This is a genomic window from Nonomuraea aridisoli, from assembly GCF_003236395.1.
Classification (GTDB): Bacteria; Actinomycetota; Actinomycetes; order Streptosporangiales; family Streptosporangiaceae; genus Nonomuraea; species Nonomuraea aridisoli.
Window position 1 is genome coordinate 1 of sequence record NZ_POUD01000071.1, and the last position, 25,419, is coordinate 25,419.

26 protein-coding genes are annotated in these 25,419 nt (G+C 72.4%); 9 read left to right on the forward strand and 17 right to left on the reverse strand.

Going from position 1 to position 25,419, the window contains the following annotated elements; genetic code table 11:
* The 5 genes from C1J01_RS18770 to C1J01_RS18790 all read right to left on the reverse strand — a co-directional run.
* A partial coding sequence (locus C1J01_RS18770) for an exodeoxyribonuclease III (protein WP_111180303.1) occupies positions 1–793 on the reverse strand: 793 nt, incomplete at its 3' end.
* Positions 794–797: 4 nt separating this feature from the next.
* The gene (locus C1J01_RS18775) at positions 798–1,217 is read right to left on the reverse strand and encodes a serpin family protein (RefSeq protein WP_220039981.1); all 420 of its coding nucleotides are present in this window, start codon (positions 1,215–1,217) and stop codon (positions 798–800) included.
* Positions 1,214–1,561, reverse strand: a complete 348-nt coding sequence (locus C1J01_RS51310; RefSeq protein ID WP_111180275.1) for an AfsR/SARP family transcriptional regulator — start codon at positions 1,559–1,561, stop codon at positions 1,214–1,216. Before C1J01_RS51310 ends, C1J01_RS18775 begins: the two co-directional genes overlap by 4 nt.
* A gap of 19 nt (positions 1,562–1,580) precedes the next feature.
* Positions 1,581–2,549 carry an inositol-3-phosphate synthase gene (locus C1J01_RS18785; RefSeq protein WP_146615652.1) on the reverse strand — a complete coding sequence of 323 codons (969 nt, stop codon included), beginning with the start codon at positions 2,547–2,549 and terminating at the stop codon, positions 1,581–1,583.
* Positions 2,550–2,582: 33 nt separating this feature from the next.
* On the reverse strand, positions 2,583–3,209 hold the full coding sequence (locus tag C1J01_RS18790; RefSeq protein WP_220039984.1) for a hypothetical protein: 627 nt from the start codon (positions 3,207–3,209) through the stop codon (positions 2,583–2,585).
* Positions 3,210–3,229: 20 nt separating this feature from the next.
* On the opposite strand from C1J01_RS18790, the gene C1J01_RS49915 reads away from it, so the two are divergent.
* On the forward strand, positions 3,230–3,382 hold the full coding sequence (locus C1J01_RS49915; RefSeq protein ID WP_181448837.1) for a hypothetical protein: 153 nt from the start codon (positions 3,230–3,232) through the stop codon (positions 3,380–3,382).
* Here C1J01_RS49915 and C1J01_RS18795 read toward each other — a convergent pair.
* Complete coding sequence (locus tag C1J01_RS18795) at positions 3,379–4,938, reverse strand: ABC transporter substrate-binding protein (protein WP_111180278.1); 1,560 nt, start codon at positions 4,936–4,938, stop codon at positions 3,379–3,381. The two genes, C1J01_RS49915 and C1J01_RS18795, sit on opposite strands and share 4 nt — an antisense overlap.
* A 196-nt stretch (positions 4,939–5,134) precedes the next feature.
* Here C1J01_RS18795 and C1J01_RS18800 point away from each other — a divergent pair, with 196 nt between their 5' ends.
* Positions 5,135–6,997, forward strand: coding sequence for a sensor histidine kinase (locus tag C1J01_RS18800; RefSeq protein ID WP_111180279.1), 1,863 nt, complete (start codon positions 5,135–5,137; stop codon positions 6,995–6,997).
* Positions 6,990–7,346, forward strand: a complete 357-nt coding sequence (locus C1J01_RS18805; protein ID WP_111180280.1) for a DUF742 domain-containing protein — start codon at positions 6,990–6,992, stop codon at positions 7,344–7,346. Before C1J01_RS18800 ends, C1J01_RS18805 begins: the two co-directional genes overlap by 8 nt.
* Here the strand turns inward: C1J01_RS18805 and C1J01_RS18810 are convergent.
* On the reverse strand, positions 7,324–8,733 hold the full coding sequence (locus C1J01_RS18810; protein WP_235854525.1) for an MFS transporter: 1,410 nt from the start codon (positions 8,731–8,733) through the stop codon (positions 7,324–7,326). The genes C1J01_RS18805 and C1J01_RS18810 overlap by 23 nt on opposite strands.
* A gap of 74 nt (positions 8,734–8,807) precedes the next feature.
* Between C1J01_RS18810 and C1J01_RS18815 the strand changes: the two genes are divergently transcribed.
* Entirely contained in the window at positions 8,808–9,269 is a 462-nt protein-coding gene (locus C1J01_RS18815) for a MarR family winged helix-turn-helix transcriptional regulator (protein WP_111180281.1), read from the forward strand.
* Here C1J01_RS18815 and C1J01_RS18820 read toward each other — a convergent pair.
* The 7 genes from C1J01_RS18820 to C1J01_RS18850 are packed head-to-tail and all read right to left on the reverse strand — an operon-like array spanning position 9,262 to position 16,997.
* The gene (locus tag C1J01_RS18820) at positions 9,262–10,152 is read right to left on the reverse strand and encodes an ABC transporter ATP-binding protein (protein ID WP_111180282.1); all 891 of its coding nucleotides are present in this window, start codon (positions 10,150–10,152) and stop codon (positions 9,262–9,264) included. The two genes, C1J01_RS18815 and C1J01_RS18820, sit on opposite strands and share 8 nt — an antisense overlap.
* Positions 10,149–10,886 carry an ATP-binding cassette domain-containing protein gene (locus C1J01_RS18825; RefSeq protein ID WP_111180283.1) on the reverse strand — a complete coding sequence of 246 codons (738 nt, stop codon included), beginning with the start codon at positions 10,884–10,886 and terminating at the stop codon, positions 10,149–10,151. Before C1J01_RS18825 ends, C1J01_RS18820 begins: the two co-directional genes overlap by 4 nt.
* Positions 10,883–11,734: an ABC transporter permease gene (locus tag C1J01_RS18830; protein WP_111180284.1), complete on the reverse strand. Its 852-nt coding sequence runs from the start codon at positions 11,732–11,734 to the stop codon at positions 10,883–10,885. Before C1J01_RS18830 ends, C1J01_RS18825 begins: the two co-directional genes overlap by 4 nt.
* Positions 11,731–12,747 carry an ABC transporter permease gene (locus C1J01_RS18835; protein ID WP_111180285.1) on the reverse strand — a complete coding sequence of 339 codons (1,017 nt, stop codon included), beginning with the start codon at positions 12,745–12,747 and terminating at the stop codon, positions 11,731–11,733. Before C1J01_RS18835 ends, C1J01_RS18830 begins: the two co-directional genes overlap by 4 nt.
* Positions 12,748–12,750: 3 nt before the next feature.
* The gene (locus tag C1J01_RS18840; protein ID WP_111180286.1) at positions 12,751–14,358 is read right to left on the reverse strand and encodes an ABC transporter substrate-binding protein; all 1,608 of its coding nucleotides are present in this window, start codon (positions 14,356–14,358) and stop codon (positions 12,751–12,753) included.
* 22 nt (positions 14,359–14,380) lie between these two features.
* Positions 14,381–15,949, reverse strand: coding sequence for a hydantoinase/oxoprolinase N-terminal domain-containing protein (locus C1J01_RS18845; protein WP_111180287.1), 1,569 nt, complete (start codon positions 15,947–15,949; stop codon positions 14,381–14,383).
* Complete coding sequence (locus tag C1J01_RS18850; protein ID WP_111180305.1) at positions 15,942–16,997, reverse strand: S-methyl thiohydantoin desulfurase family protein; 1,056 nt, start codon at positions 16,995–16,997, stop codon at positions 15,942–15,944. The genes C1J01_RS18845 and C1J01_RS18850 overlap by 8 nt, the downstream gene beginning before the upstream one ends.
* Positions 16,998–17,216: 219 nt before the next feature.
* Here C1J01_RS18850 and C1J01_RS18855 point away from each other — a divergent pair, with 219 nt between their 5' ends.
* The 4 genes from C1J01_RS18855 (at position 17,217) to C1J01_RS18870 (ending at position 21,685) form a co-directional block, all read left to right on the forward strand.
* Positions 17,217–17,522, forward strand: coding sequence for an RpiB/LacA/LacB family sugar-phosphate isomerase (locus tag C1J01_RS18855; protein WP_220039982.1), 306 nt, complete (start codon positions 17,217–17,219; stop codon positions 17,520–17,522).
* Positions 17,523–17,587: 65 nt separating this feature from the next.
* Complete coding sequence (locus tag C1J01_RS18860) at positions 17,588–18,751, forward strand: amidohydrolase (protein ID WP_111180288.1); 1,164 nt, start codon at positions 17,588–17,590, stop codon at positions 18,749–18,751.
* Between the two features lie 27 nt (positions 18,752–18,778).
* Positions 18,779–21,274, forward strand: coding sequence for a Tex family protein (locus C1J01_RS18865; protein ID WP_111180289.1), 2,496 nt, complete (start codon positions 18,779–18,781; stop codon positions 21,272–21,274).
* Between the two features lie 207 nt (positions 21,275–21,481).
* Entirely contained in the window at positions 21,482–21,685 is a 204-nt protein-coding gene (locus C1J01_RS18870; protein WP_181448839.1) for a hypothetical protein, read from the forward strand.
* Here C1J01_RS18870 and C1J01_RS18875 read toward each other — a convergent pair.
* Together C1J01_RS18875 and C1J01_RS18880 are read right to left on the reverse strand one after the other, a co-directional pair.
* Entirely contained in the window at positions 21,658–23,475 is a 1,818-nt protein-coding gene (locus C1J01_RS18875) for a HAMP domain-containing sensor histidine kinase (RefSeq protein ID WP_111180290.1), read from the reverse strand. The two genes, C1J01_RS18870 and C1J01_RS18875, sit on opposite strands and share 28 nt — an antisense overlap.
* Positions 23,465–24,202, reverse strand: a complete 738-nt coding sequence (locus tag C1J01_RS18880) for a response regulator transcription factor (protein ID WP_111180291.1) — start codon at positions 24,200–24,202, stop codon at positions 23,465–23,467. The genes C1J01_RS18875 and C1J01_RS18880 overlap by 11 nt, the downstream gene beginning before the upstream one ends.
* Positions 24,203–24,305: 103 nt before the next feature.
* Here C1J01_RS18880 and C1J01_RS18885 point away from each other — a divergent pair, with 103 nt between their 5' ends.
* Entirely contained in the window at positions 24,306–24,938 is a 633-nt protein-coding gene (locus tag C1J01_RS18885) for a hypothetical protein (protein WP_111180292.1), read from the forward strand.
* 37 nt (positions 24,939–24,975) lie between these two features.
* On the opposite strand, the gene C1J01_RS18890 is transcribed toward C1J01_RS18885, so the two are convergent.
* Positions 24,976–25,278 (reverse strand): hypothetical protein, encoded by a 303-nt coding sequence (locus C1J01_RS18890; RefSeq protein ID WP_111180293.1) that lies wholly within the window; start codon positions 25,276–25,278, stop codon positions 24,976–24,978.
* Between the last annotated feature and the right edge of the window lie 141 nt (positions 25,279–25,419).

Consider the following 25,419-nt stretch of genomic DNA (forward strand, 5'->3'; position numbering starts at 1 on the left):
GGGCCAGGTCGATGACGATCGGGGCGTGGTCGGAGGGGGTCTTGCCCTTGCGGGCCTCGCGGTCGACGTATGCCGAGCGGACGCGGGCCGCCACGTCGGCGGTGGCGTAGACCAGGTCGATGCGCATGCCCATGTTCTTGTGGAACATCCCCGCCCGGTAGTCCCAGTACGTGAACGGGTGGGGGCCCTTCATCGGGGTCGGCACCACGTCCTGCAGCCCGAGCGCCCGGAGCTCCGCCAGGGCCTCGCGTTCGGCCGGCGTGACGTGGGTCGAGCCGACGAACAGCGCCGGGTCCCACACGTCGGCGTCCGTCGGGGCCACGTTGAAGTCGCCGCACACCACCAGCGGCCCGGCCGCGATCTCGGGCGCGAGCGCGTCGCGCAGCGCGGCGAACCAGGCCAGCTTGTACGCGTAGTGCGGCGAGTCGACCGTGCGGCCGTTGGGCGCGTACACGGACCAGACGCGCACGCCTCCGCAGGTCGCGCCGATCGCCCGGGCCTCGGGGCGGGCGGCGCCGACCCCGTCGAGCTCCGCGAAGCCGGGCTCGCCGGGGAAGCTCAGCGTCACGTCGTCAAGCCCGAGCCTGGACAGCAGGGCGACGCCGTTCCACCGCCCGTCGCCGTGGGCCGCGGCGGCGTACCCGAGCGCGCTCACCTCGGCGGCGGGAAAAGCCTCCGCGGGACACTTCGTCTCCTGCAGGCACACGATGTCGGGCTTGACCTCGGCCAGCCAGTCGAGCAGACGGGGCAGCCGTGCCTTGACCGAGTTCACGTTCCAGGTAGCCAGGCGCATCTCTCTAGCGTGCCACCGGGGCTCCCGCTTCGGGGTCCGCGACCCAGCCCGCGGTGAGGATCATTCGGCTGCGGCGCTCGACCGTGAGGAAGCCGAACGGGCGGCCGAACACGGCCCGCACTCTTCTGATCCGGTACGGCTCGCGTGGCGGCGCGCCCCCGCCGACGGCGTCGAAGGCCGTGACCGAGGCCGACTCGAACCCGGTCGCGCTGAAGACGGCGACGGCGGCCTGCGTGGCCTGGCCGACCGCCAAGGGTTCGGGGCTGATGCCCGGGAAGTGACCGCAACTCGTGTCGCTGACCGTGGCCAGGCCGAACACCTCGGGCAGGCGCAGCAGGTCGTGCGTGGAGGAGACGGTGAAGCGGGGCACGGTGACGTCGAGCCGGTCGCCGGGCTCGGTGGCGCGCACCTGGGCGACGCTCACTCCAGGCCCCTCCTCCGGCGGGAGCGGCGGGGCGCCGTCGTCGAGGAACCGGATGGCGGCGGGTCGACCTCCTCGGCGGGCACGTCGAGCGAGTAGCCGGCCGTCGTGCTGGCGATCCGGCCGCCCAGCGTCTTGCGCAGCTGCGACACCTTGAGCTGGACGATCGTCTTGGCGGTCTTGGGCGGATCGTCCTCCCACAGCGCCTCGATCAGCCGGTCCACCGGCACGTACGCGCCGTGGTGAGCCGCCAGCAGCCCGAGGACGCACTGCTGTTGCGCCCCCTCGATCGGAATCCGGGCGCCGTCGTCGCACACCTCGACCGGGCCGCGTACGCGGATGTCCATTGCGGACGAGCATAATGCGTTATACCGCTTTCATCAGCGCATTTGACACCTCCAGGAGACCGCCCACCCCCTGGTCCATGGCCGCCTTGGCGTGCCGGACGGCGTCGAGGGCGTTGCCGGCGGCGCTGGGCGAGTCCTCCACGACCATGCGGAGCTCGACCTCCAGCGGGGAGCCGCCGAAGCCCTCGCCGTCCAGCCGGATGTAGGCGAGCTTGCGGTCGTCCATGAACGGCACGTACTGGGCTCCGACGTGGACGGCCGCGCCGGCGCCCGTCTCCTTGGTGGCCTTCTTGGCCGCCATGCGGGAGGCGTCCTCGAGGTTGACGAAGTCCATGTTGCCGCCGCCGAGCAGCTGGTGGCCGCCGGTGAGGGTGACCCCGCCGCCGGTCAGGGCGTCCACCAGGGCGCGGTGCAGCAGCGTCGCCCCGAACGAGCTCTTCAGGTCGTCGCCCACCAGCGGCAGCCCGGCCTCGGCGAAGCGGCGCCGCCACTGCGGCGAGCGCGCCAGCACAGCAGGCATGCCGTTGACGAACGCGCAGCCGGCCTCGATGGCCGCGCCCGCGTACAGCTCGGCGGCGCGCTGGGCGCCGGTGGGCAGGAAGTTGAGCACGACGTGGGTGCCCGTGTCGCGCAGGTGAGCGGCGATCTCGGCGGGCGTCGCGCCGCCGCGCGGCTCCACCAGTGCGGCCGAGCCGGGGCCCACGCCGTCGGCCAGGACGCCCTCCGCCACGGGCACGCCGAGATGCGGCACGTCGGCGAACGCGCGGGCGTTGTTCGGCGGGGCCCAGATCGCCTCCGACAGGTCGCGGCCCAGCTTGGCCGCGCCGACGTCGAAGGCCGCGGTGAACCTCACCTGGGAGACCGCGTACCCGGCGCAGACGGGGTTGCGCAGGCCGGGGGCGGTGCCGGTGCGGTAGTACTCGACGCCCTGGACGAGCGAGGACGCGCAGTTGCCCACGCCGATCACGGCGACGTTCACAGAAGTCATGTCCGGATTAGACCAGCCGGACCCGGCCGGGGGTCAGGCGCGGGGGGTGCGTTCGACGGCGACGGTGATCTCGTTGCCGAGGCGGCGGCCGGTGAGCAGGTTGAGGTCGTCGCCGCTCCAGAAGCGGCCCGGGTCGTACCAGTTGGGGCGGCGGCCGGACGGCAGCAGGCCCATCGCCTCATAGGTGACGGCCACGACCTCGGCGCAGTAGGCGCTCTCCAGGGTCTGCTCCCGGCGGGTCCTGCGGGGGATGCGGCCCCTGGCCCAGCGGGCGGCCAGCCGGGCGGTGGACGGGAACGGGGTGCCGTCGAGCCGGGCCACCGTGCGCAGGGCGGCGTCCTCCATCTCGGGCGTCACCTCGGGGTCGAGCTGGCGCAGCCAGGCGCGCTGGCCGTACCTGTCGGCCCAGACCGTGACCGCGTCGCGCAGGTCGTGCAGCTGGACGCCGCGGTGGTGGGTGCCGGACCACAGGTCGAGCAGCGACCTGCCGAGCTCGGCGTGCCACATCATGGGCGGCAGGTCCTCGATCACGATGGCCATGCCCACGTGGTTGACCGGACTGTTGGTCATCGTCTGGATGGCGCGGTCGGGGGCCGAGCGGCCGCGGAAGATCCACACGTCGCCGGTCCGCGTCACCTTCACGGCCTCGTCGAGAGTCAGCACAGGGCTAGCCTAGGCACATGCGCTGGTGGAAAATGCTGGGTCTGGCCGGAATCATGGGGGTCGCGGCCACGGGGGTGGTGATCGCCCGCGCCGAACGGCGCCGCCGGGCGTACACCCCCGAGGAGATCAAGACCCGCCTGCGGGAACGCGTGGAGGGCGCGAGCTCCTAGGCCGTGGGGCGAAGGGTGTGGACGAAGACGACGTCCGGGTAGGCGGGGTTGTCGGCGTAACCCTGGACGCCGCCGAAATACGCGCGGCGGGCGGTGGCGACCCAGGGCACGGCGGCGGCGGCGCGCTGGTCGAGCACCCGTTGCGTGGCCTGTTCGTAGGCCTGCTGCGCCGCCGGGCGGTCGGTCACCGTCAGCTCCGGCAACGTGTCGAGCAGCGCGTCCAGCCCCTGGTCCGCCAGGTAGGCGAGGTTGAGTTCGGGCGGGTCGGCGCTGCGGAAGACGTTGCCGAAGTAGGAGTAGCCGTCGGCGTAGTCGGGCCACCAGTACATGACGAAGACGTCCTGCCCGCCCTTCTTGCCCAGCTCCCACTGCTCGTTCCACGGCATGGCGCGGGCCCGCAGGGTGACGCCGAGCGGCCGCAGCGTCGCGCGCAGCCGCCGGACGAGCGCCTCCTGGTCGGCGTCCCCCTCGGCGTACGTCAGCAGCAGGCGCAGCGGCCGCCCGCCGGGGCCGTACCCGGCCTCGCGGAGCAGGCGGGCGGCGGCGTCCAGGTCCTGCCGGGGCGCCCTGCCGGGCACGTGGCCGAGGAGCCCCTCGGGGATGACGCCGCTGGCCGGCACCACCGAGCCCTTGAGCTCGCGCACCAGGCCGCGGTAGTCGATCGCCCGCTGCACGGCGCGGCGCACCCGTACGTCGCGCATCGGCCCTTTCGCGGTGTTGAACAGCAACATCGCGGTCGTGAACGACGGCCGCTCCGAGGTCCGCACGCCGGGCGCGGCCGACGCCCGGCCGAACAGCTTCGTGTCGAGCCGGTCGACGAAGGTCGCCTCGCCGCTCCGCAGCAGCTCGTACGCGCGCTCGGGGTCGCGCACGACCTTGAACGTGACCGTGGTGTAGTGCGGCCGCCGCCATCCGCCCCAGTAGTCGCCGTACGCCTTGAGGGTGAGCTCGTCCTCCTGGCCCCGCTTCCAGCCCGCCACGGTGTACGGCCCCGAGCCCGCGTCCCTGCCCTGCCGGAACCAGGCCGCGAGGTCGGGGGCCGCCTTGGTGTCGTAGATGTAGGCGGCGTACCCGGCGGAGGCCACCAGGTCCAGCGGGACGGGGTACTTGAGCGAGAACGTCACCGTGAGCGGGTCGTCGGCGCGGATGGAGGAGACGGCGTCCCAGATGTAGGAGGCGCCGGTCTCCGAGCGCATGGTCCGCTCGATGGACGACTTGACCGCGGCGGCGTCCAGCGTCCTGCCGGTGTGGAACGTGACGCCGGGGCGCAGGGCGAACGTCCACGTGCGTCCGTCGGACGACGAGCGCCATGACGTGGCCAGCCGGGGCGCGGCCTTCTTGGTGACCGGGTTCCAGAGCGTGAGGGTCTCGTAGACGTTCTGGAAGGCGACGATCTCGTTGGAGTAGGAACGGCTCGGGTCCCACTCGGTGACGATGTCGGTGTTGCGGACGTACACGAAGGGGGATCCCCCTGTGGGGGCCCGCTGCGGCTCCGGGGGCGGGGAGCAGGCCGTGAGGAGGAGCAGCGCGACGGCCGCGGCGAATCGACGGCGCAACGCGTCTCCCTCTCTCACGGATGTACGCGGGAACGCTACTCGAAGATCACTCCAGCCGCTCGCAACCTGTCCAAAAGTCCCGAAAAATTGGGCATTTGGGTGATCGAATTGCTATCCTCGGGGCTTGTCCCGTCCGGGGTTGCCAGCAGGGGACCGACCGGAGTGAGGTGCCATGGGTCGTAGCCGAACGATCCGCATGAAGATCATCGGGCTCCTCCTGGTGCCGCTGGCCTCCATGGTGGTGTTGTGGGGGGTCATCACCGCCGTCACCGCGACCGAGAGCTTGGAGCTGCGTCAGTACAAGACAGTCTGGACGAACCTCCGTCTTCCCGCGTACAAACTGATCAGCGAGATCCAGCGTGAACGCCTGGTGTCGGCCCAGCTCCTGCACGACGCGGCGGAAAAGCCCGCGGTCAACGCGCAGCGGCTGCGCACCGACGCGGCGGGCGACGCGTTCAGGCAGCTCTCGGGCAACTCCAAGGACAGATCGGAAGAGATCCGCACGCAAGTGGACGCGGTGTACACGCAACTCGACAGGCTCGACGCGATCCGTGGTGAGATCGACACGGGCCTGTCAGACCGCCTGCACACCGTGGAGTCCTACAACGGCATCGTGGACGCCCTGTTCGGCCTGCACCGGCGGGTCGCGCTGATCGACGACATCCCGATCTACGAGCAGTCGCGCCTGGTCATCGACATGGGCTACGCCAAGGAGCTGCTGACGCGGGAGCAGGCCCTCGGCATCGGCCGGGCCGACGCGGCGGAGCGCAGGCTGTTCGGCCAGCTCGTCGGCAACCGGCGTTTCCTGCTCGACCAGGCGCTCGCCGACCTCGATCCCGCCCTGCGCGACCCGCAGATCGCCCTCATCACCTCCCCCGGCTACCAGCGGATGCGGATGATGGAGGACCAGATCGTGGCCGGCGGCACGCCGCGGGACTGGCTCGCCACGACCGAGTCGCTGGCCAAGGCGTTCGACGAAGCCCAGCTGCGGGCCAGCGCGACGCTGAACGAGCGGGCCGACCCGATCGCCGACCAGGTGCTGGCGCGGGCGTTCCTGCTGGCCGGCACCGCGCTGGCGCTGGTGATCGTGTCGATCGCGTTCTCGCTGCGGATGGGCACGCGGCTGTCGAAGGAGCTGGCCGCGCTCCGGCTGGCCGCGCTGGAGGTGGCCGAGGAGCGGCTGCCGGCCGTGGTGGCCAAGCTGCGCAAGGGCGAGAAGGTGGAGATCCCGGAGCTGAAGGTGGCCGGCACCACGACCGAGATCGACGACGTCGGCCAGGCGTTCTCCACCGTCCAGCAGACCGCCGTCGAGGCCGCGGTCGGCCAGGCGCAGCTCAGCGAGGGCGTCGGCCACGTCTTCCGCAACCTGGCCCGGCGCAGCCAGACGCTGCTGCACCGCCAGCGCATCCAGCTCCAGGACATGCAGCACCGCGCCACCGACCCGGAGGCGCTGGACGACCTGTTCAAGCTCGACCACCTGACCACCCGGATGCGCCGGCACGCCGAGGGCCTGATCATCCTGTCGGGGGCGACGCCGGGGCGCGGCTGGAGCCGTCCGGTGCCGCTGCTCGACGTGGTACGCGGCGCGGCGGCCGAGGTGGAGGACTACCAGCGCGTCGTCATCGAGCCGATGCCCGGCCAGCGGCTGGCCGGTCCGGTGGTCGGCGACATGATCCATCTGATCGCCGAGCTCATCGAGAACGCGACCGTCTACTCCCCCGCGCACACCCCGGTCATCGTGCGCGGCGAGGCGGCGGCCCGCGGCTTCGCCATCGAGGTGGAGGACCGCGGGTTCGGGATGAGCGCGGAGGAGCTGGCCGACTACAACGAGCGGCTGGCCAGCCCTCCCGAGTTCGACCTGGCCGACAGCGACCGGCTGGGCCTCTTCGTCGTTTCCCGCCTGGCAGCCAGGCATGACATCCGCGTGACCCTGCGCGGTTCACCATATGGAGGGACCACCGCGATCGTGTTGATCCCGGAAGAGCACGTGGCCGAACCAGAGGCCGAGGCTCCGGAGAGCGAGCCTGTTCGCCCCATGCGGGTGGTGCGAAGTGACTGAGGAACGCTGGCTGGACGAGGACGCCGGTCCGATCGTCCCCGCCTACCTGCTGACCAGGGGCCGTACGGTGCCCGCGAGCGAGGCCATCGACCTCATCGCGGTGATCATCACGTCCGGCGGCCTGGCGCCGCCGCGCGGGCTGGACCCGGAGCATCTGATCATCCTGCAGAAGTGCACCCAGCCGACCCGGCTGGTGGACGTCGCGGCGGAGCTGAACCTGCCCATCGGCGTGGTGCGGGTGCTGGTCGGCGACCTGCACGCCCAGCAACTCGTCCAGGTCGAGCTGCCGCCGCCCGCTCCCGACGCCAAGGTGCTGCTGGAGGTGATCAGCGGGCTGAAGGCGCTGTGACCGGCCTGCGGTTCAGGGCGCCGAACACGGCCGCGAACACCGCCGCCACGAGGCCCGCCGCCGCGGCGACGCCGAAGACCCACTGGTAGCCGCGCACGCCCGGCTGGGCGGCCAGGAGGGCGGCGATCACGGCGCCCGCCGTGCTGCCGCCCACGATGCGCACGAGCGCGTTCACGCCCGCGGCCACGGCGGTCTTGGCCGGGTCCACGTGCTCGACCGCCATCGTGCCGAGCGCCGCGTAGCCGACGCCGAGGCCGACGCCCATGAGCGACGAGGCGACGTACAGGTGGGCCGGGCTGCTGTGGGCGAGGACGAGCCACAAACCGGCCAGCCCGGTCACCGCGGAGCCCACCGCCACCATGGACGACGCCGCGAACCTGCTCATGATCCGGCCCGCGAACAGTGAGATCACCAGCATGAACAGCGTGCTCGGGAGCAGGAAGAGCCCGACCTGCAGGGTCGTGGCGCCGAAGCCGTAGCCGGTGCCCGCGGGCACCTGGGCGAAGCCGGACACGCCGGTCATGATGGTGAAGAACGAGAAGCCGAGCAACATCGAGGCCACCGTCGCGCCGACCGTGCCCCGGTGCGTCAGCATCGACATCTCCACCAGCGGCTCGGCCACCCTGCGCTCGACCACGACCCAGACGGCCGCGAGCACCGCCGCCGCGGCGAACAGCCCGAGCACGCCCGGCGAGGTCCAGCCCCAGCTGCCGCCCTCGCTGATGGCCACCAGCAGCGCGACCAGCCAGCCGGTCATCAGGGCCGCGCCGAGCAGGTCGGGGCGGGCGGCGCCCTGCGGCGCGGAGCCGCGTACGAGGAAGGCCACGACGACGGCGGCCACCAGGGAGATCCCGGCGATGATCCAGAAGAGCAGGTGGTAGTCGCCGGCGGCCAGCCCGGCCAGGATCATCCCGCCCCCGCTCCCGAAGCCCATCGTCGCGCTGAGCACTCCGATTCCGGTGGCGAGCTGGTTCCTCGGCACGGTCTCGCGCACCACCCCGATCGACAACGGCACCAGCGCGGCCACGGCCCCTTGGAGCACACGCGCCACGATCAACCAGGTCAGCGAGGTCGCCAGGGCGGCCATCACGGAGCCGGCCACCAGGAGGGCGAGGGCCGCGAGGATCATGCGGCGTCTGCCGTACATGTCGCCGAAGCGCGACAACAAGGGCGTGGCCACCGCGCCGACCAGCAGGCTGAGCGTCAATGTCCAGGTCACGGCGGTGAGCGAGACGTTCAGCTCCCGCTGCAGCACGGGAAGCAGCGGGACCACGGCGGTGTTCTGCAAGGCGGCGATGGACGCCGCGAAGGCCAGGGAGATCACTCCCGGCCAGGGATTTCTGGTAGGGGTCGTCTCGTTGGTCGTGGGTACGGCCACGGTCGCCACGTAGGGCTCCTTTTAGCTAACTTGGGTAAGTAACGAGACAGCATGATACATACGTAAGTTAGGTAAGCAAATCCATGGACGACGACCTCTACAGAACGGTGGCGGCCTTCCGCACCCTCGTGACCACGCTCAACCGCGCCAAGACCCACGAGCGGTTGACCGAGGCGGCGGGGGTCCGGCTGGACAAGCCCGATGTGCAGGTCCTCGTCCACTTGCTCGACGCCGGCGAGCCGCGCAGGATCGGCGCGATCGCCGAAGGGCTGCAGGTGGAGAGCCCGCACGTGACCCGGCACGTCGCCTCGCTGGAGCGGCGCGGCCTGGTCGAGCGGGTACGCGACCCCGACGACGGCCGAGCCTGGCGCATCGCGCTCACCGACGACGGTGCCGAGGCCGCCGCCCGGTGCCGCAAGGTGACGACGGACTGGTTCGAAGGAGCGCTGTCCGACTGGTCGGAGGCGGACATGGCCGAGCTGTCGCGGCTGATGGTGAAGCTCTCCGACGACCTGGGCGAGTTCCTGAGGACCCGCCTCAACTGACCGGCGCGTCCTCCGCGCGGTGGCAGGCGACGCGGCGGCCGCCGAGTTCCCTGAGCGGCGGCGGCTGCTCGCACACGGGCGCCGCGAGCGGGCAGCGCAGCCGGTACGGGCAGCCCGTCGTCGCCGGCACGGCCTCCGTGTGGCCCGTGCGGCCCGTGCGGCCACTGGCCTCCGGCGGTGGGCCGCCGAGCTTCGGCACGGCGTCGCGCAGCGCCCGCGTGTAGGGGTGGGCCGGCTTCGCCAGGAGGTCGCCCGTCGGGCCCGACTCGACCACCCGGCCGGCGAAGAGCACGTACGAGGTGCGGCAGAGGCGTTCCACGACGGCCAGGTTGTGCGTGATGAGCAGGCGCTCGGTGTCCAGGCCGGCCAGCAGGTCGAGGATCCTCGCCTGGACGGTGACGTCCAGGGCGCTGGTGGGCTCGTCCAGGATCAGCAGGCGCGGGCCGACGGCCAGGGCTCTGGCGATCACCACGCGCTGGCGCTGGCCGCCGGAGAGCTCGTGGGGCCTGCGGGCGGCCAGGGCGGGGTCGAGGCCGACCTGTTCGAGCAGCTCGGCCACGCGGTGCCGGGCGTGCCTGGGCAGGGCCTCGGCGACGGAACGGCCGACGCGCATGCGGGGGTCGAGGGACTCGGCCTGGAAGACCGGCTGAACGTCCTTCCTGAACGCCCTCAAGTCCGCTTTTTTCAGGGTTTGGTCGCCGTACCAGATATTTCCGGAGATGGGGGTGAGGAGGCCGAGGAACGCGCGCGCCAGGGTCGTCTTGCCCGAGCCGCTCTCCCCGATCAGCCCCACGCCGCCCTCGGTGATGTCGAGGCTCACGTCGTGGACGACCGGGCGGCGGCCGTACCCGAGTGTCACCCCTTCGGCCCTCAGCAGGGTCACGGCAGCGCCTCCAGCAGCTCGCGGGTGTAGGGGTGGGCCGGCTCGGCCAGCACCCGCGCGGCCGGGCCCGACTCCACGACCGCGCCGTCCTTCATGACCAGCACCCGGTCGGCGATGGTCGAGACCAGGGCCAGGTCGTGCGAGACGAGCAGCAGCGCGAGGTCCCGCTCCGCGCGCAGCCGGCGCAGCACGCCGACCACCTCGGCCTGGACGGTCACGTCGAGCGCGCTGGTCGGCTCGTCGGCGAGGATCACCTCGGCGCCCAGGGCGATGGCCAGCGCGATGGCGAAGCGCTGGGCCTGGCCGCCGGAGACCTCGTGCGGGTAGCGGCGCAGGATCGCGGGGTCGAGCAGCACCGCCTCCATCGCCCGCGCCATGGCGGCCGCGCCGTCGTCGCGGCCGTGCAGCCGCAGCGCGCGGCGCATGAGGACGCCGAGGCGGGTGGCGGGGCTGAGCGCGGCCTGCGGCGACTGCAGCACCAGCGCCGCCCTGGCGCCCCTGATCGCGCGGAGCTCGCGCGGCGGGGCCGTCAGCACGTCCACCCCGCAGACCCTGATATGTCCGGACACGTCGGCGCCATCGGTGAGCCCGAGCAGCGCGAGCAGCGTCGTGGACTTGCCCGAGCCGCTCTCCCCCACGATCGCCACGCACTCCCCCGCGCCCACGTCCAGCTCGGGGACGTCGGCGACCGTCCGCCCGGCGTAGCACACCTTCAGGTCGCGTACCTCGATCATCTGACTCTCCGGGGGTCGAGCGCGCCGCGCAGTCCCTCACCGAGCACGTTGAACGCGAACGCGGTCAGCAGGATCGCCAGCCCGGGGAAGGCGACGACCCACCAGTTCGTGGTGAACAGAGTCTGTCCCTGCTGCACCATCAGCCCCCACTCCGCCGTCGGCTCCTGCGCCCCGAGCCCCAGGTACGACAGCGCCGCCGCGGTGAGGATGACCCCGCCCGCGTCGAGGGACAGCTGCACCAGGACGGGGGTGAGCGAGTTGGGCAGCACGTGCCGCAGGATGATCAGCGGCGCGGGCACGCCCAGGCAGCGGGCGGCGTCCACGTAGGGACGCGTCGCGATCGAGGCGGCCACCGAGGCCGACAGGCGGGTGTACCACGGCCACCAGGTCACCGCGATCGCCAGGATCACCGTGTTCACGCCCGGCTGGAGCACGACGGCCAGGGCCAGGGAGAGCAGCAGCGCGGGGAAGGCCAGGAAGACGTCCGTGACCCGCATGATCACGTCGCGCAGCCGGCCGCCCGCGTACCCGGCGACCACGCCCAGCGTCACCCCGGCCAGCGCCGAGACGGCCAGCACGGCCGCGGCGATGAACAACGAGGTGCGCCCGCCGTACAGGATGCGGGTGAGCACGTCGCGGCCGACCTGGTCGGTCCCGAACCAGTGCTCGGCGCTCGGCGGGCGCAGCCGTTCCAGCGGCCTGACCTCGTCCAGCGGGTACGGCGCCAGCCACGGCGCGAGGACCGCGGCCAGCACGACCAGCACGATGAGCACCGCCCCGAACGCGGCGAACCGGTCGGGCAGCAGCCGGGGCAGGCTGCGGCGCAGCGGGGGCGCGTCGTGCGTCATCGGACCCTCACCCTCGGGTCCACGAGCCCCTGCAGCAGGTCCACCACCAGATTGACCAGCACGTACACCAGCGCCACCAGCAGCGTGACGCCCGCGATGGCCGGCGTGTCCAGCGAGCGGATCGACTCGGCGGCGTAGCGGCCGAGGCCCGGCCAATTGAAGACCGCCTCGACGAGGAAGCCGTTGACGAGCGCGTACGCGAAGACGAGCGCGATCAGCGACAGGACGGGGTTCAGGGCCGGGCGCAGGGCGAATCTGGTCAGGACGGACGTCTCGCCGAAGCCGAGCGCGCGTCCCATCCTGGCATGGTCCTGGCCCGCCTCCTCGATGAGCGCGGCCCTGGTCATCTGGGCGATGACGCCGGCCGGGTAGGCGGCCACGACCAGGGCCGGCAGCACCAGGTGGTGCAGGGTGCTGGTGAGGATGGGCCAGTTGCCGGTGATGAGGGCGTCGACGGCGGTGATGTTCGTCCAGAGGGTGAGTGGGCTCGTGGTGTCGAGCCGGGCGTCGTACTCCCCGGCGACGGGGAACCAGCCGAGGGCGCCGGCGAAGAGGGTCTGCAGGGCGAGGGCGAGCCAGAAGACGGGGACGGAGACGGCGAGCATGCTGCCGAGCCGTACCCCAAAGTCCGGAAATTTCGTCTTGTAGCGGGCGGCGAGCACCCCGAGCGGGATGCCCACCGCGATGGCCAGCAGCAGGGCCGCGCCGACCAGCTCCAGAGAGGCGGGGAAGGCGAGGGCCAGGTCGTCGCGCACCGGCTGCCTGGTCCGCAGGCTGATCCCCCAGTCGCCGGTGACCAGGTCGCGGACGTAGGCGAGCAGCTGTGCGGGCAGCGGGTCGTCCAGGCCGAACCGCTCGCGCGCCGCGGCGAGCTGCTCGGGCGTGGCCTTCGGCCCGGCGAACGCCACCGCCGGGTCGCCCGGGACCACCCGCATGACCGCGAACGTGAGCACCACCACGCCGGCCACGACCAGGAGGGCCTGGCCGAGCCGGCGGGCAAGATGACGCAGCACGATCTAGCTTGCGAGGGTCAGGTCGTAGAAGAAGACCACGTTGGGATAGGCGGGGTTGTCCACATATCCCCTGACATTTGCCGATAGGGCGCGTTGGTACTTCTGCACGTACGGCACCGCGACCGCGGCCTGCTCCTCGATGATCTTCTTCTGCAGGTCCCGGTAGCCGTCCGAGGCCGCTGACTTGTCCGTGGCGGTCAGTTCGGGCAGCTTGTCGATGGCGGCGTCGATGTCGGCGTTCTTCAGGTACGACAAGTTGAGCTGCGGCTCGTCCGTGCTCCTGAAGACGTTGAGGAACCACGAGTAGGCGTCCGGATAGTCCGGATACCAGTACATGACGAGAATGTCCTGCCCCTGCTTCTTGCCGAGGTCCCACTGGGCGGCCCAGGTCATGGGCCGCGCCTGCAGCGTGATGTTGAGCTGCTTCAGCGCCGAGCTCAGCAGGGTGACCAGCAGCTTCTGGTCGTCGTCGCCCTGGGCGTAGGTCAGGGAGAGGGTGAGCTCCGGGTTGTCCGGGCCGTACCCGGCCTCGGCCAGCAGCTCCTGCGCCCTGGCGAGGTCCTGCTTCGGCTCCATGCCGGGCGTGTGGCCGAGCAGGCCCTCCGGCACCAGGCCGCTGGCCTTCTGCGCCGAGCCCTCCAGCGCCGCCACCAGGCCGTCGTAGTCGATCGCCAGCTGCAGCGCCTGGCGCACCTTCGGGTCCCTGGTGGGGCCGTCGGCGGTGTTGAACAGCACCAGCAGGTTCTGGAACGACGGCGACTCCGTGGTCTGCACGCCGTCGGTCGACTGGGCCTGCTGGAACAGCTGCGGGTTGAGCCGCTGGACGTAGTCGACCTCGCCGCGCTGCAGCAGCTGCCAGGCCGTGGTGATCTCGGGGGTGACGCGGAAGGCGACCTTCTTGTACTGCTCCGGCTTCCAGCCGCCCCAGTAGCCCTCGAACGCCTTCAGCGTCAGCTCGGTCTCCTTGCCCTTCTGCCAGGAGTCGATCGTGTACGGGCCGGTGCCGGCGGTGCTCTCGCCGTCCGCGTCCACCGCGTCCACGTCGTAGATCCAGGCGGCGTAGCCGGAGGAGGCGATCAGGTCGAGCGGGGCGGCGTACTTGAGGGTGAACTCCAGCGTGGCGGCGTCGACCGCCTCGATCTTGTCGACCGGGTCCCAGATGTAGGCGGCGCCGCCCTTCTTCTCGATCGTGCGCTCGATGGCCTTCTTGGCGGCCTCGGCGTCCATCGTGGCGCCCGAGTGGAACTTCACGCCCTGGCGGAGCTTGAACGTCCACGTCTTGCCGTCCTCCGAGGAGGTCCACTCGGTGGCGAGGCGAGGCTCGGCCTCCCTCGTCTCGGAGTTGTAGCGGGTCAGGCCCTCGTAGATGTTGGACAGGGCGACGATCTCGTTGGAGTACGAGGTCGCCGGGTCCCAGTCGGTGACCACGTCGAGGTTGGGCACGTAGACGAACGTGCGGTCGTTGGCCTGCGCGGCCGCCGGGGTGCCGCCGCTCGCCTGCGGCTGGGGCGTCCCGCCGGCGCCGCGCACCTGTCCGCCCGCGCACGCGGACGCGGTCAGGGCGAGGACTCCGGCGACCCCGGCGACGAGCAGACGCTTGTGCCAGCGCATGGTGGGGGGATCCTTTCGCTGTTCACCGGGCGAGGGGACCGGCTGCTTTGACGTGTACGCGCACGGCGGGCTCGGACAGGTAGCTCAGCGGAACCTCGAGAAGGTCCACGACCTCGACGCCGGTGGGATCGGCTCCCGCCGCCACGGCTCGCGCCCTCGCCTCCTCTTTGGCTCGTTCGATGGCATCTGTCCTGGTTTCTCCTGCCGGCAAGATCGTATCGACTCTGCCGCTCGCGAGGGCGATGGCGGCGCCGACGGCGTTGGCCACCTCGGCGTGCTCGGGGCGGATCACCCGGCTCGCGCCGGGGATGCGGGCGGGCAGCACGAACGCCCCTCCCCCGACCACGACCAGCGGCCGGTCGGCCCTGCCGAGCGCCATCCGGTCCACGGCGTCGGCGATCATCTCGTCGGCCCTGGCGAGCGCGCTTTCCAGGACGTTTTGTGTCTCCGTGCCGGACAGGGCCTTCCGCAGGTTCTCCGGCCATCCTCCGGCGTCGCGCGGGAGGCGGCCCGCGGCCGTGGCGGCGTCGGTCAGCGTGGGGGTCGAACCGCCGAAGACCAGCGCCTCCTGCGCGATCCGGTAGCCGACCGAGTCCGGGCCGAGGCCGTTCGCCCGCGCCACGGTGCCGCCGCCGAGCGCGATGGCCAGGATGTCCGGCATGCGGAAGTTGGTGAGCACGCCGCCGATCTCGACCGCCGCCGCGGACTCCCTCGGGAAACCACCGGTGAGCACGCCGAGGTCCGTGGAGGTGCCGCCCACGTCCACCACGATCGCGTCGTCCACACCCGACAGGTACGCCGCCCCGCGGAGCGAGTTGGCCGGGCCCGAGCCGATCGTGGAGACCGGCAGGCGGGCGGCGTGCTCCAGCGTCATGAGCGTGCCGTCGTTCTGCGCCAGGTACGGCCGCGCGCCGAGGCCCCGCTCGGCCAGGGCGGTGACCAGGGCATCGGTCACGTGGGCGGCGACGCCGTACAGGGCGGCGTTGAGCACGGTGGCGTTCTCGCGTTCGAGCAGGCCGAGGGAGCCGATCTCGCGGCTGACCGACACCGGCAGGCCGTACTCGGCGCGGACCAGTTCCTCGACCCGGCGTTCGTGCTCGTCGCTCGCCGGGCTGAACACGCCGGTGACGGCCACGGCGCCGGCCTCGACGCCGTCCAGCAAGCGGCGGACGGCGTCGAGGTCGAGCGGGGCGAGCTCGCGGCCGTCCACGTAGTGGCCGCCGGGCACGATCGCCTCGCCCGCCGAGACGGCCGCGCGCAGGTCGGCGGGCCAGTCGCTGAGCGGGGGCACCGAGGTGGTGGCGGGCGCGCCGAGCCGCAGCACGGCGACCCGGCCGAGGCCGCGCCGCTCCAGGATCGCGTTCGTGGCGTGCGTCGTGCCGAGCATCACCCGCCCGATCCGGCCCCGCACGTCCTGCTCGTCCTTTCCTTCGAGCTCTGTCAGGACGGCGTCGAGGGCGGCGCGCAGGCCGCCGGTCACGTCAGGGGTGGTCGGGCGCTTGGCCTTGGCGATCACCCGCCCCTCGCCGTCGAGCACCACCGCGTCGGTGTTGGTGCCGCCGACGTCGATCCCCAGCCGCAGGTCAGCCATGCGTCAGCTCCTCGACCGGTACGTAGTCCAGGTCGTATCCGAAGGCCCGGGGCCCGGCCGTCTCCAGGCCCTTCGGGGTGCGCCAGAGCGGGTCGCACGGCCAGGCGAGCACCGTGACGCGCTGGCCGTACCTGAGGGACTCCGTCTGGACGGCGGCGGCCGTCTCGGTGTCCACGACCGTGATGAGGTCGGGCACCATGGCCCGCACCCGGCCGTCCTCGACCGCCACCAGGTTCTCGTTCTGCAGCTCCAGAGACAGGCGGCGGCCGCGGTCGTCGCCGGTGCCCTCGATCACGGCCGTCCCGCGGACGAACCCGCCGGTCGTGCGCCGTTCCACGTCGGTGAGCTTGCCGGTGATCAGTTGGGACGCGCCCAGCCGTTCCCGCAGGGCGCCCAGCGGGTCGGCGGCGCCCTCGGTGGAGCGGCCGATCTCCAGGGCGCCGGTGACCGTGCCCTCGATGACCGCTCCCCCGGCCCGCGCGGCGGTGAGCACGTAGTCGGCCATGAGGGCGTGCGAGCCCGCCGCCACGCAGACGGCCCGCGCCAGCCGTTCGGACCACAGGCCGTCGACGGGGCGGATCGTCACCACGTTGCCCGCGACGTCCGACATGATCACGAGGTCGGCGGGCAGCCCGGCCACGTACATCGAGACCATCTGGACCTCGGGGAACGCCCGTCCCATGCCGTCGGCGTCGAGCAGCGGCAGCCCCAGCTGGGCGGCCCAGGCGACGGGCGCGACCCCGTTGGAGCCGCCGATCTCGGACGACATGATCGCGGCCGGCGGCCGGCCGAAGATCCGCTCGACCTCCTCGGCGATGCGCGCGGGCTCGTCCTCGCCGTGGATCATCTCGTGGCTGACGGTCGGCGCCCCGATGCCGGACAGCGGCACCACCAGGGCGTCGTCCGGGAGGTCGGCCAGCTTCACCAGCGGCACCTCGCCGTACTCGCGGATGGCTCTCATCGCCGCCAGCGACCCGGTACGGACGTCACCGCCGCCTCCGGTGCCGAGGACGGCGCATCCCCGGGCGAGCGCGGGGATGTCGTTCACGTCAATGTTCATATGGCGCGCCAATCAAGCACATACCGCCTCAATGTGCCAGTCGGCTGGTAGATGTGGAAGGGAGCAACGGGAGGGTCGCATGCGGTTTTCGGTGGCCGCCGACAGCAAGGACGGCGTGGCCGAACGGGTCGTGGCCGAGCTGCGCAGGCGGGGGCACGAGGTCGTCACCCACGGCGCGCTCAACGACGGCGAGCGCGAGGACTGGGCGTGGGCCTCCGAGCGCGCCGCCCGCGACGTCGGCGAGGGCCGCGCCGACCAGGCGGTGGTCTGCTGCTGGCGGGCACGGGCGCGTCGATCGCGGCCAACAAGGTGCCCGGCGTGCGGGCGGCGCTGTGCGTGGACGCCTACACCGCCGACGGGGCGCGCAAGTGGAACGACGCCAACGTGCTGGCGCTGAGCCTGCGGCTGACGTCGGACGTGGTGCTGGAGGAGATCCTCGACGCCTGGCTGGCGGGCCGCCCCAGCACCGACGGCGCCGACGTGGCCAACGTCGCCCACCTCGACGACATCTGAGGGGTCCATGACCCTCACAGCGAGGGGCACGGAAAACGTCGGTGGCGGCCCTTAGGGTGCTGGGCATGACCGACGTGCTGCTCCGTGGCGGGCTTCCCCGGGGGCTCGCGGCGCCCGCCGACATCCTCGTCCGCGACGGGCTGATCCACGAGGTCGGCGCGGGCCTCGACGCGCCGGGCGCGCGGTCCGTCGACATCACGGGGCAGCTCGTCCTGCCCGGCCTGGTGGAGGCCCACTGCCACCTCGACAAGACGCTCTACGGCGGGCCGTGGGTGCCCCACTCCGCCGACGACACGCTGGCCGGGCGCATCGGCAACGACCTCGCCCGCCGCGCCGAGCTCGGCGTGCCGAGCCCGGCCCGCATCCGCGCGCTGCTGGAGCGCATGAGCGCGGCCGGCACGACCCACGTCCGCACCCACACCGACATCGACCCGCTCGTCGGGTTACGCGGCGTCGAGGCGGTGCGCGAGGCGGCGGCCGGCTGCCCCGTCGACGTGCGCCAGGTCGCCTTCCCCCAGCACGGCGTGCTGACCAACCCCGGCACGGCCGAGCTGCTCGAAGAGGCGCTCAAGAGCGGCGTGGAGGCGGTGGGCGGGCTCGACCCGGCCGGCGTCGACCGCGACCCGGTCCGCCACCTCGACCTGGTCTTCGGGCTGGCCGAGCGCTACGGCTCCCACCTCGACCTCCACCTGCACGACGGCGGCTCGCTGGGCGGCTGGGAGCTGGAGCTGATCATCGAGCGCACCAGGGCGCTCGGGCTGGACGGGCGGGTGGCGGTCAGCCACGCGTACGCGCTGGGTCAGCTCGGCGACGCCCACCAGGATCGCCTGGCGGAGGGCCTGGCCGAGGCGGGGGTCGCGATCGTGACCGCCGCCGTCTACGACTTCCCCGTGCCGCCGATCAAGAAGCTGCGCGCCGCCGGGGTCACCGTCGCGTGCGGCCACGACGGCATCCGCGACCTGTGGGGTCCGTACGGCAGCGGCGACATGCTGGAGCGGGCCATGCACGTCGCCTACCGCAGCACGTTCCGCACGGACGACGACATCGAGCTGGCGCTGGAGGCCGCCACCGGCGGCGGGGCGCGGCTGCTCGGGCTGGAGGGTCACGGCCTGGCGCCGGGCGACCGGGCCGATCTCGTCGTGGTGCCCGCGGGGAACCCGGCGGAGGCGGTCGTCGTTCACCCTCCGCGCACACTGGTCATGAAAGACGGCGTCGTCCTGCACAATTGACCGGCGGGACCATCGAAAGGCAGGCAAGTGCTCTCTATTCACCAGCGGATCGCCGCAGAGCTCGGCGTGCGCGACGGGCAGGTGCAGGCCGCCGTCGAGCTGCTCGACGGCGGCGCGACCGTGCCGTTCATCGCGCGCTACCGCAAGGAGGCGACCGGCGCCCTCGACGACGCGCAGCTGCGCACCCTCGAGGAACGGCTGCGTTATCTGCGCGAGCTGGAAGAGCGCCGCACGGCGATCCTGGAGTCCATCGAGTCCCAGGGCAAGCTCGACGACGCGCTGCGCGAGCAGATCATGGCGGCCGAGACCAAGGCCCGCCTGGAGGACATCTACCTGCCCTACAAGCCCAAGCGGCGCACGAAGGCGCAGATCGCGCGCGAGCTGGGCCTGGAGCCGCTGGCCGACCAGCTGCTGGCCGACCCCGCGCTCGACCCGGTCGCCACGGCGGAGGGCTTCGTCACCGAGGGCGTGGCCGACGCGGGCGCGGCGCTCGAAGGCGCCAGGGCCATCCTGATCGAGCGCTTCGCCGAGGACGCCGACCTGATCGGCGCCCTGCGCGAGCAGTTCTGGACGCGCGGGCGGCTGGTGTCGAAGGTCCGCGAGGGCAAGGAGGAGGCGGGGGCCAAGTTCGCCGACTACTTCGAGTTCGGCGAGCCGTTCACGAAGCTGCCCTCCCACCGCATCCTGGCCATCTTCCGGGGCGAGAAGGAGGAGGTGCTCTCCGTCACCCTGGAGCCCGACGACAGCCCCGACTACGAGCTGCGCATCGCCTCCCGGTTCGGCGTGTCCGACCAGGGGCGGCCGGCCGACAAGTGGCTGTCCGAGACCGTCCGGTGGGCCTGGCGCACGCGCATCCTCGTCCATCTCGGCATCGACCTGCGGATGCGGCTGTGGCAGGCGGCCGAGGAGGAGGCGGTGCGGGTGTTCGCCGCCAACCTGCGCGACCTGCTGCTCGCCGCCCCGGCCGGCAGCCGTCCCACGATGGGGCTCGACCCGGGCCTGCGCACCGGCGTGAAGGTGGCCGTGGTCGACGCCACCGGCAAGGTCGTCGAGACCGCGACGATCTACCCCCACGAGCCCAAGCGCCAGTGGGACGAGTCGCTGGCCGTGCTCGGCGCGCTCGCGCAGCGCCACGGCGTCGAGCTGATCGCCATCGGCAACGGCACGGCCTCGCGTGAGACCGACAAGCTGGCCGGCGAGCTGGTCAAGCTCATGCCGTCGCTCACCAAGATCGTCGTGTCCGAGGCCGGCGCCTCGGTCTACTCCGCCTCCGCCTACGCCTCGCAGGAGCTGCCCGAGCTCGACGTGTCGCTGCGCGGCGCGGTCTCCATCGCCCGCCGCCTGCAGGACCCGCTGGCCGAGCTGGTCAAGATCGACCCGAAGTCGATCGGCGTCGGCCAATACCAGCACGACCTGGCGGAGACGAAGCTGTCCCGGTCGCTCGACGCCGTCGTCGAAGACTGCGTCAACGCGGTCGGCGTCGACGTCAACACGGCCTCCGCGCCGCTGCTCACGCGGGTGTCGGGCATCGGCTCCACGCTCGCCGAGAGCATCGTCCGCCACCGCGACGCCAACGGGCCGTTCCGTACGCGTGCGGCGCTGAAGAGCGTGCCGCGGCTCGGGCCGAAGGCGTTCGAGCAGTGCGCGGGCTTCCTGCGCATCAGGGGCGGCGACGACCCGCTCGACGTGTCGAGCGTCCACCCCGAGGCGTACCCGGTGGTGCGGCGCATCCTCACCTCCGCCAAGACCGACCTGAAGTCCCTGATCGGCAACACCGCGGCGCTGCGCTCGCTGCGGCCGGACGACTTCACCGACGACACCTTCGGCCTGCCGACGGTCACCGACATCCTGCGTGAGCTGGAGAAGCCGGGGCGCGACCCGCGTCCCGCCTTCAAGACGGCCACGTTCAAGGAGGGCGTCGAAAAGCTGTCCGACCTCGAGTCGGGCATGATCCTGGAGGGCGTGGTCACCAACGTCGCCGCCTTCGGCGCGTTCGTCGACGTCGGCGTCCACCAGGACGGCCTGGTGCACGTGTCGGCGATGTCGCGCACGTTCGTGAAAGACCCGCGCGACGTGGTCAAGCCGGGCGACATCGTCCGCGTCAAGGTGCTCGACGTCGACATCCCCCGCAAGCGCATCTCGCTGACCCTCCGCCTCGAAGACGAGACCACCGCGACCACCTCAGCCGACGGCCCCCGCCGCGGCGCCCGCGGCGGCGCGGGCAACGGCGGCAACGGCGAGGGCCGCGGCAACGGCTCCCGCGGCGGCGGCCCTCGCGGCGAGGGTGGCCGGGGCAACGGCTCCCGCAACGACGGCGGCCGAGGTGACAGCGGACGCGCTGATGGCGGCCGGGGCGACGGCGGACGCGGCAGGTCCGGCGGCGGCCGAGGCAACGGCTCCGACGGCGCCCAGCGCGGCCGCGACAACGGGGAGCGGGGCCGCGGCGCCCGCCGCCAGGACCGCCCGGCCCCGACGGGCGCCATGGCCGAAGCCCTCAGAAGGGCCGGCCTCACCGACCGCTGATCATCACTCGACCACGCCGTTCTGAGCCGGGAGCCAACCGGCTCAGAACGGCAACCGCTGAACACGCACGGCCACCGTGACGTGAGCCGGAAGCGGACCGGCTCAGCAGGGACGGCTGGACACCAGCCGAGTGCACCGAGCTGCGCCCCGGCCTGGGCCGGCTCAGACCAGTCCCTGCCCGGCTCCGGGCTCATCAAGATCGCCGGCGTGCTGTTCGAGGTCACCGACGTCGACAATGATCAGGCGATCGACGCCGAGGAATACCGCAACCTGTTCCGTACGGCCTTCCACCGAGACCTGGCCGACAGCGGCGGCAGCTACTCCCGCGCCGCGTTCGTCAGGCAGTTCGTCGCCTTCATGTCCGGGCGGCAGCACTCCGGCGCCTACGCCTCGCTCCTGTCCCAGGCGTGAGCGGGCACGGGCAGCCGGAGCGTGAAGGTGGAGCCGTTGCCGACGACGCTGGACGCGCTCAGCGACCCGCCGTGGGCCTCGGCGAGCTTGCGGGCGATGGGCAGGCCCAGCCCGCTGCCTCCGCTCCTCCTGCTGCGCGACTTCTCCACCCGCCAGAACCTCTCGAAGACCAGCGGCAGGTCCTCGGGCGCGATCCCGCTGCCGGTGTCGGTGACGTCGATCACCACGTCGTCGCCGACGCGGCGGGCGAGCAGGCTGACGGTGCCGCCGGGCGGGGTGTGCCGTACGGCGTTGGAGACCAGGTTGCCCAACGCCTGGCGCAGCCGCACCGGGTCGGCGACCAGCCGGGGCCGACCTTCGGCCCGCGTCAGCAACGTGACGTGAGCCGCCTCCGCGCCGCCCCGGTGTGCGGTGGCGACCTGGGCCAGCAGGTCGGTCACGTCGACGGGCTCCGCGCGAAGTCTCAGCTCGCCCGCGTCGGCCACCGCCAGGTCCTGCAGGTCGTTGATGACGTGCTGCAGCAGCAGCGCCTCCTCCAGCAGTGACGACACGAGCTCCGGATCGGGATTGGCCAGTCCGTCCTGGGCGGCCTCCAGCCAGCCGCGGATGTTGCTGAGCGGTGTCCGCAGCTCGTGGGCGACGTCGCCGACCATCGCCTTGCGCAGCTCCTCCAGCCGTTCGCGCCGCTCGGCCATGGCGTTGAAGGCCGCGGCGAGCATGCCGATCTCGTCCTTCCCCCTGACCTCGACCCGGGCCGCGCGCCCTTCCTCCATGTCCCGTACGGCGTCGGTGAGGGCGCGCAGCGGCCGGCTCAACCGGCTTCCGGCCATGACCGTGGCGGTCACGGTGATCAGCAGCACGAGCGCAGCCACGCCCGCGACGCGCGCCTGGTTCGCCGGCGACAGGTCGAAGACCGTCGACCTGTCGTCGTCGCGGCTGCTGATGAACAGCAGCGCGGGCGAGGCGACGTACGGCGAGAGCTGCTGGCGGCGGCTGCTGGTGACGCATTCCGAGACGACGCCACCGCGGGAGGCGTCGTCCGCCGCCGTGCCGGCCTCCGCCGGGACGGGCGCGGCCACCCGCGTCCAGGTGAAGTCCAGGTTGAGCCGCACCTCCGGTTCGTGCCGCCTCGCCAGGCAGCTGCTGACGCGCTTCTGGAGCACCGCGAGAGCCTTGCGCTCCGTGGCGGTCGGCCGGTCGAGGACGGTGCTTGCACACCGGGTCCCGGAATACGGGCGCGCGCCCCTGGTGTCCAGCACAGGCCGCCCGCTCGGGCCGTAGGCGATCGTGGCGACGGCGCCGAAGTTGTCACGCAGGCAGGCCGCGCGCCGCTCAGCGGCGGAACGCAGCGCGTCACGCTCGTCGCGGGGCAGCAGGAAGGGGCCCACGGCGCGGGGGTCGATATGGTCAGGCGTGGCCGTGTCGACGTGCAGCGGATCAATAGACGCGGTCGGCCTCGCCGGCAGCGTCGCGGGCGGCCCGGCGTCGGAGTCCGCGAGCGGCGCGCGCCGCTCCGTGGTGACCGTGATCCGGCGACCGGTCTCACGCGCCAGCCGGTGCACGACCTCCCCCACGCCGTCCCAGCCGGGGTGGGTGGCGGCGTAGCCGAGCAGGGTGTCGTACGTACGCGCGTCGTCGGCGAGTGCCTGTCCCTGCTCCTGCCTGATCGCCACGGTGGTGCTCCGGACGGTCAGCCAGGCCGTCGCCGCGATCGAACAGACGGAAACCAGCACGGACACCGCGAGCAACCGCAGCAGCAGGCTGCGGTGCAGCGGCACGTCAGCCCGCATCGCGCGGGTCCCGCCCGTCCGGGCGGCCGGGGGTCTCGTCGGCGAGCTTGTAGCCCACCCCGTAGACGGTGACGAGCCGTACGGGCCTACGCGGCGTGGGCTCGATCTTCCGGCGCAGGTTCATCACGTGGACGTCCACGGTGCGGGAGGTGATGTAGCGGTCGAACCCGTGCAGGCGGGCGAGGATCTGCTCGCGGGTGAACACCCGTCCCGGCTGGGTGGCGAGCAACTCCAGCACCGCGAACTCGCCAGGGGTGCACTCGACACGCGCGCCGTCCACGCTGACCTCGTGGCGGTTCGGGTCCACGACCAGCCCGCCGGCCCTCAGCACCGGATCGGGCGACAGGTCCGGCGCGGCGGCCGTACGGGTGCGTCTGAGCAGCGCGCGGACGCGCGCCATCAGCTCACGGGGGCTGTAGGGCTTGGTCATGTAGTCGTCGGCGCCGAGGTCGAGGCCGAGCAGCAGGTCGTCCTCGGTGGAGCGGGCGGTCAGCATCAGGACGGGGATGTCCGACTCCGCGCGCAGGACCCGGCAGACGTCCAGGCCGTCGACCCGGGGCATCATCACGTCGAGCACCAGCAGATCGGGGGCGCGCCGGCGTACCGAGTCGAGGGCCTCCCGCCCGTCGTGCACGGCGACGACGTCGTGGCCCTCACGCTCCAGATAGCGGCGGATGAGCTCGGCCTGCTTCACGTCGTCCTCAGCTACCAGGACGTATGCACCCACAGCTGGCGATAATAGGTCGGCTTGGAGACCACCTCACCCCCGCTCATCTGCTGGCCAAGGGTTCCTGACAAGTTTCTGACATTGCTCGACCATCCTCTCCGGCATGAACAACCCCACCGATCACCGCGCGCGGCACGCCGCGGCACTGTCCATCGCCGCGCTCGCCTGCGGCCTCCTCACCGCCTGCGGAGCCGCCGAGGCGGCGAGCGGCCCCGGCACTCCCGCGCCCGTCCCGCCTGGCGACGTGTCAGCCGACCGACCGGCCGCGGCACCGGTCGAGTCCGGGGCCACCCGCTCGGCCGCGGCACCGGCCAAGACGGGCTCGGCGAGGTCCGGCCGCCCGCAGCTGCGCCTGGACAGCACGCCGGCCGAGGTGCGGAAGTTCCGCGCCGCGTACGCCGGCTGCCTGGGGGAGCACGGCATGCCGAGCAAGGGAACCTGGACCAAGGCGGCGGAGAAGTCCGCGCGGGCCGCCTGCGAGCACCTGCGCCCGCTGCTGCCGCCCGAGCTCGACCCCGCCAAGAACCCGAACTACGCCACGAGCGTCCGAATCGAGGTCAAGTGCCTGCAGGACCACGGCTTCGACGTCCACCTCGTCAAGGTCGGCGGTCCCGCCAAGCTCGGCTGGCGGTACGCGAGCGTCCCCGGTCCTGACGTCGACATCTCGAAGATCCAGGACGACTGCCGCGTGAAGGCTTTCGGCGGCGGCCGGGCGATTCGGCCGGGCCCGCAGTAGCGGCCGGATCTCAGCGGTGACGCCCGGCCTCCGGGCGTCACCGCTGCTGGACGTACCGCAGCTTGAGGGTGTCGACGTGGCCTGACCAACGCAGCGTCAGATGCCAGCAGCCCGCCTCCGGCAGGTCGACGCCCGACGGACCGGGACCGCCCGGCACCTCGCGGGTGACAGGCGTTCCCGAGCCGTCCAGCCGGGCCTCGATCAGCAGCGGGTCTCCGTCCTGTGACACCCGCGAGACCCAGAGGATCTTGTTACCGCGCTGCTGGGCCGGCGGCGACAGCAACGGGTCGCCGAACACCACGGCCGCGATGTCCCCCCGGTCCCCCACGACGTACGGCATCGCCTGGTCCGGCGGCTGAAACCCCGTGCGGGCCCAGGTGGGGAGCGGAGCCGGCGACAACCTCTCGGCGCATCCGTCCGGCGGCTCCGCGGATGCGCATCCAGTGACAAGGCACCAAGCCAGAAGCGCTGTCAGAATGCT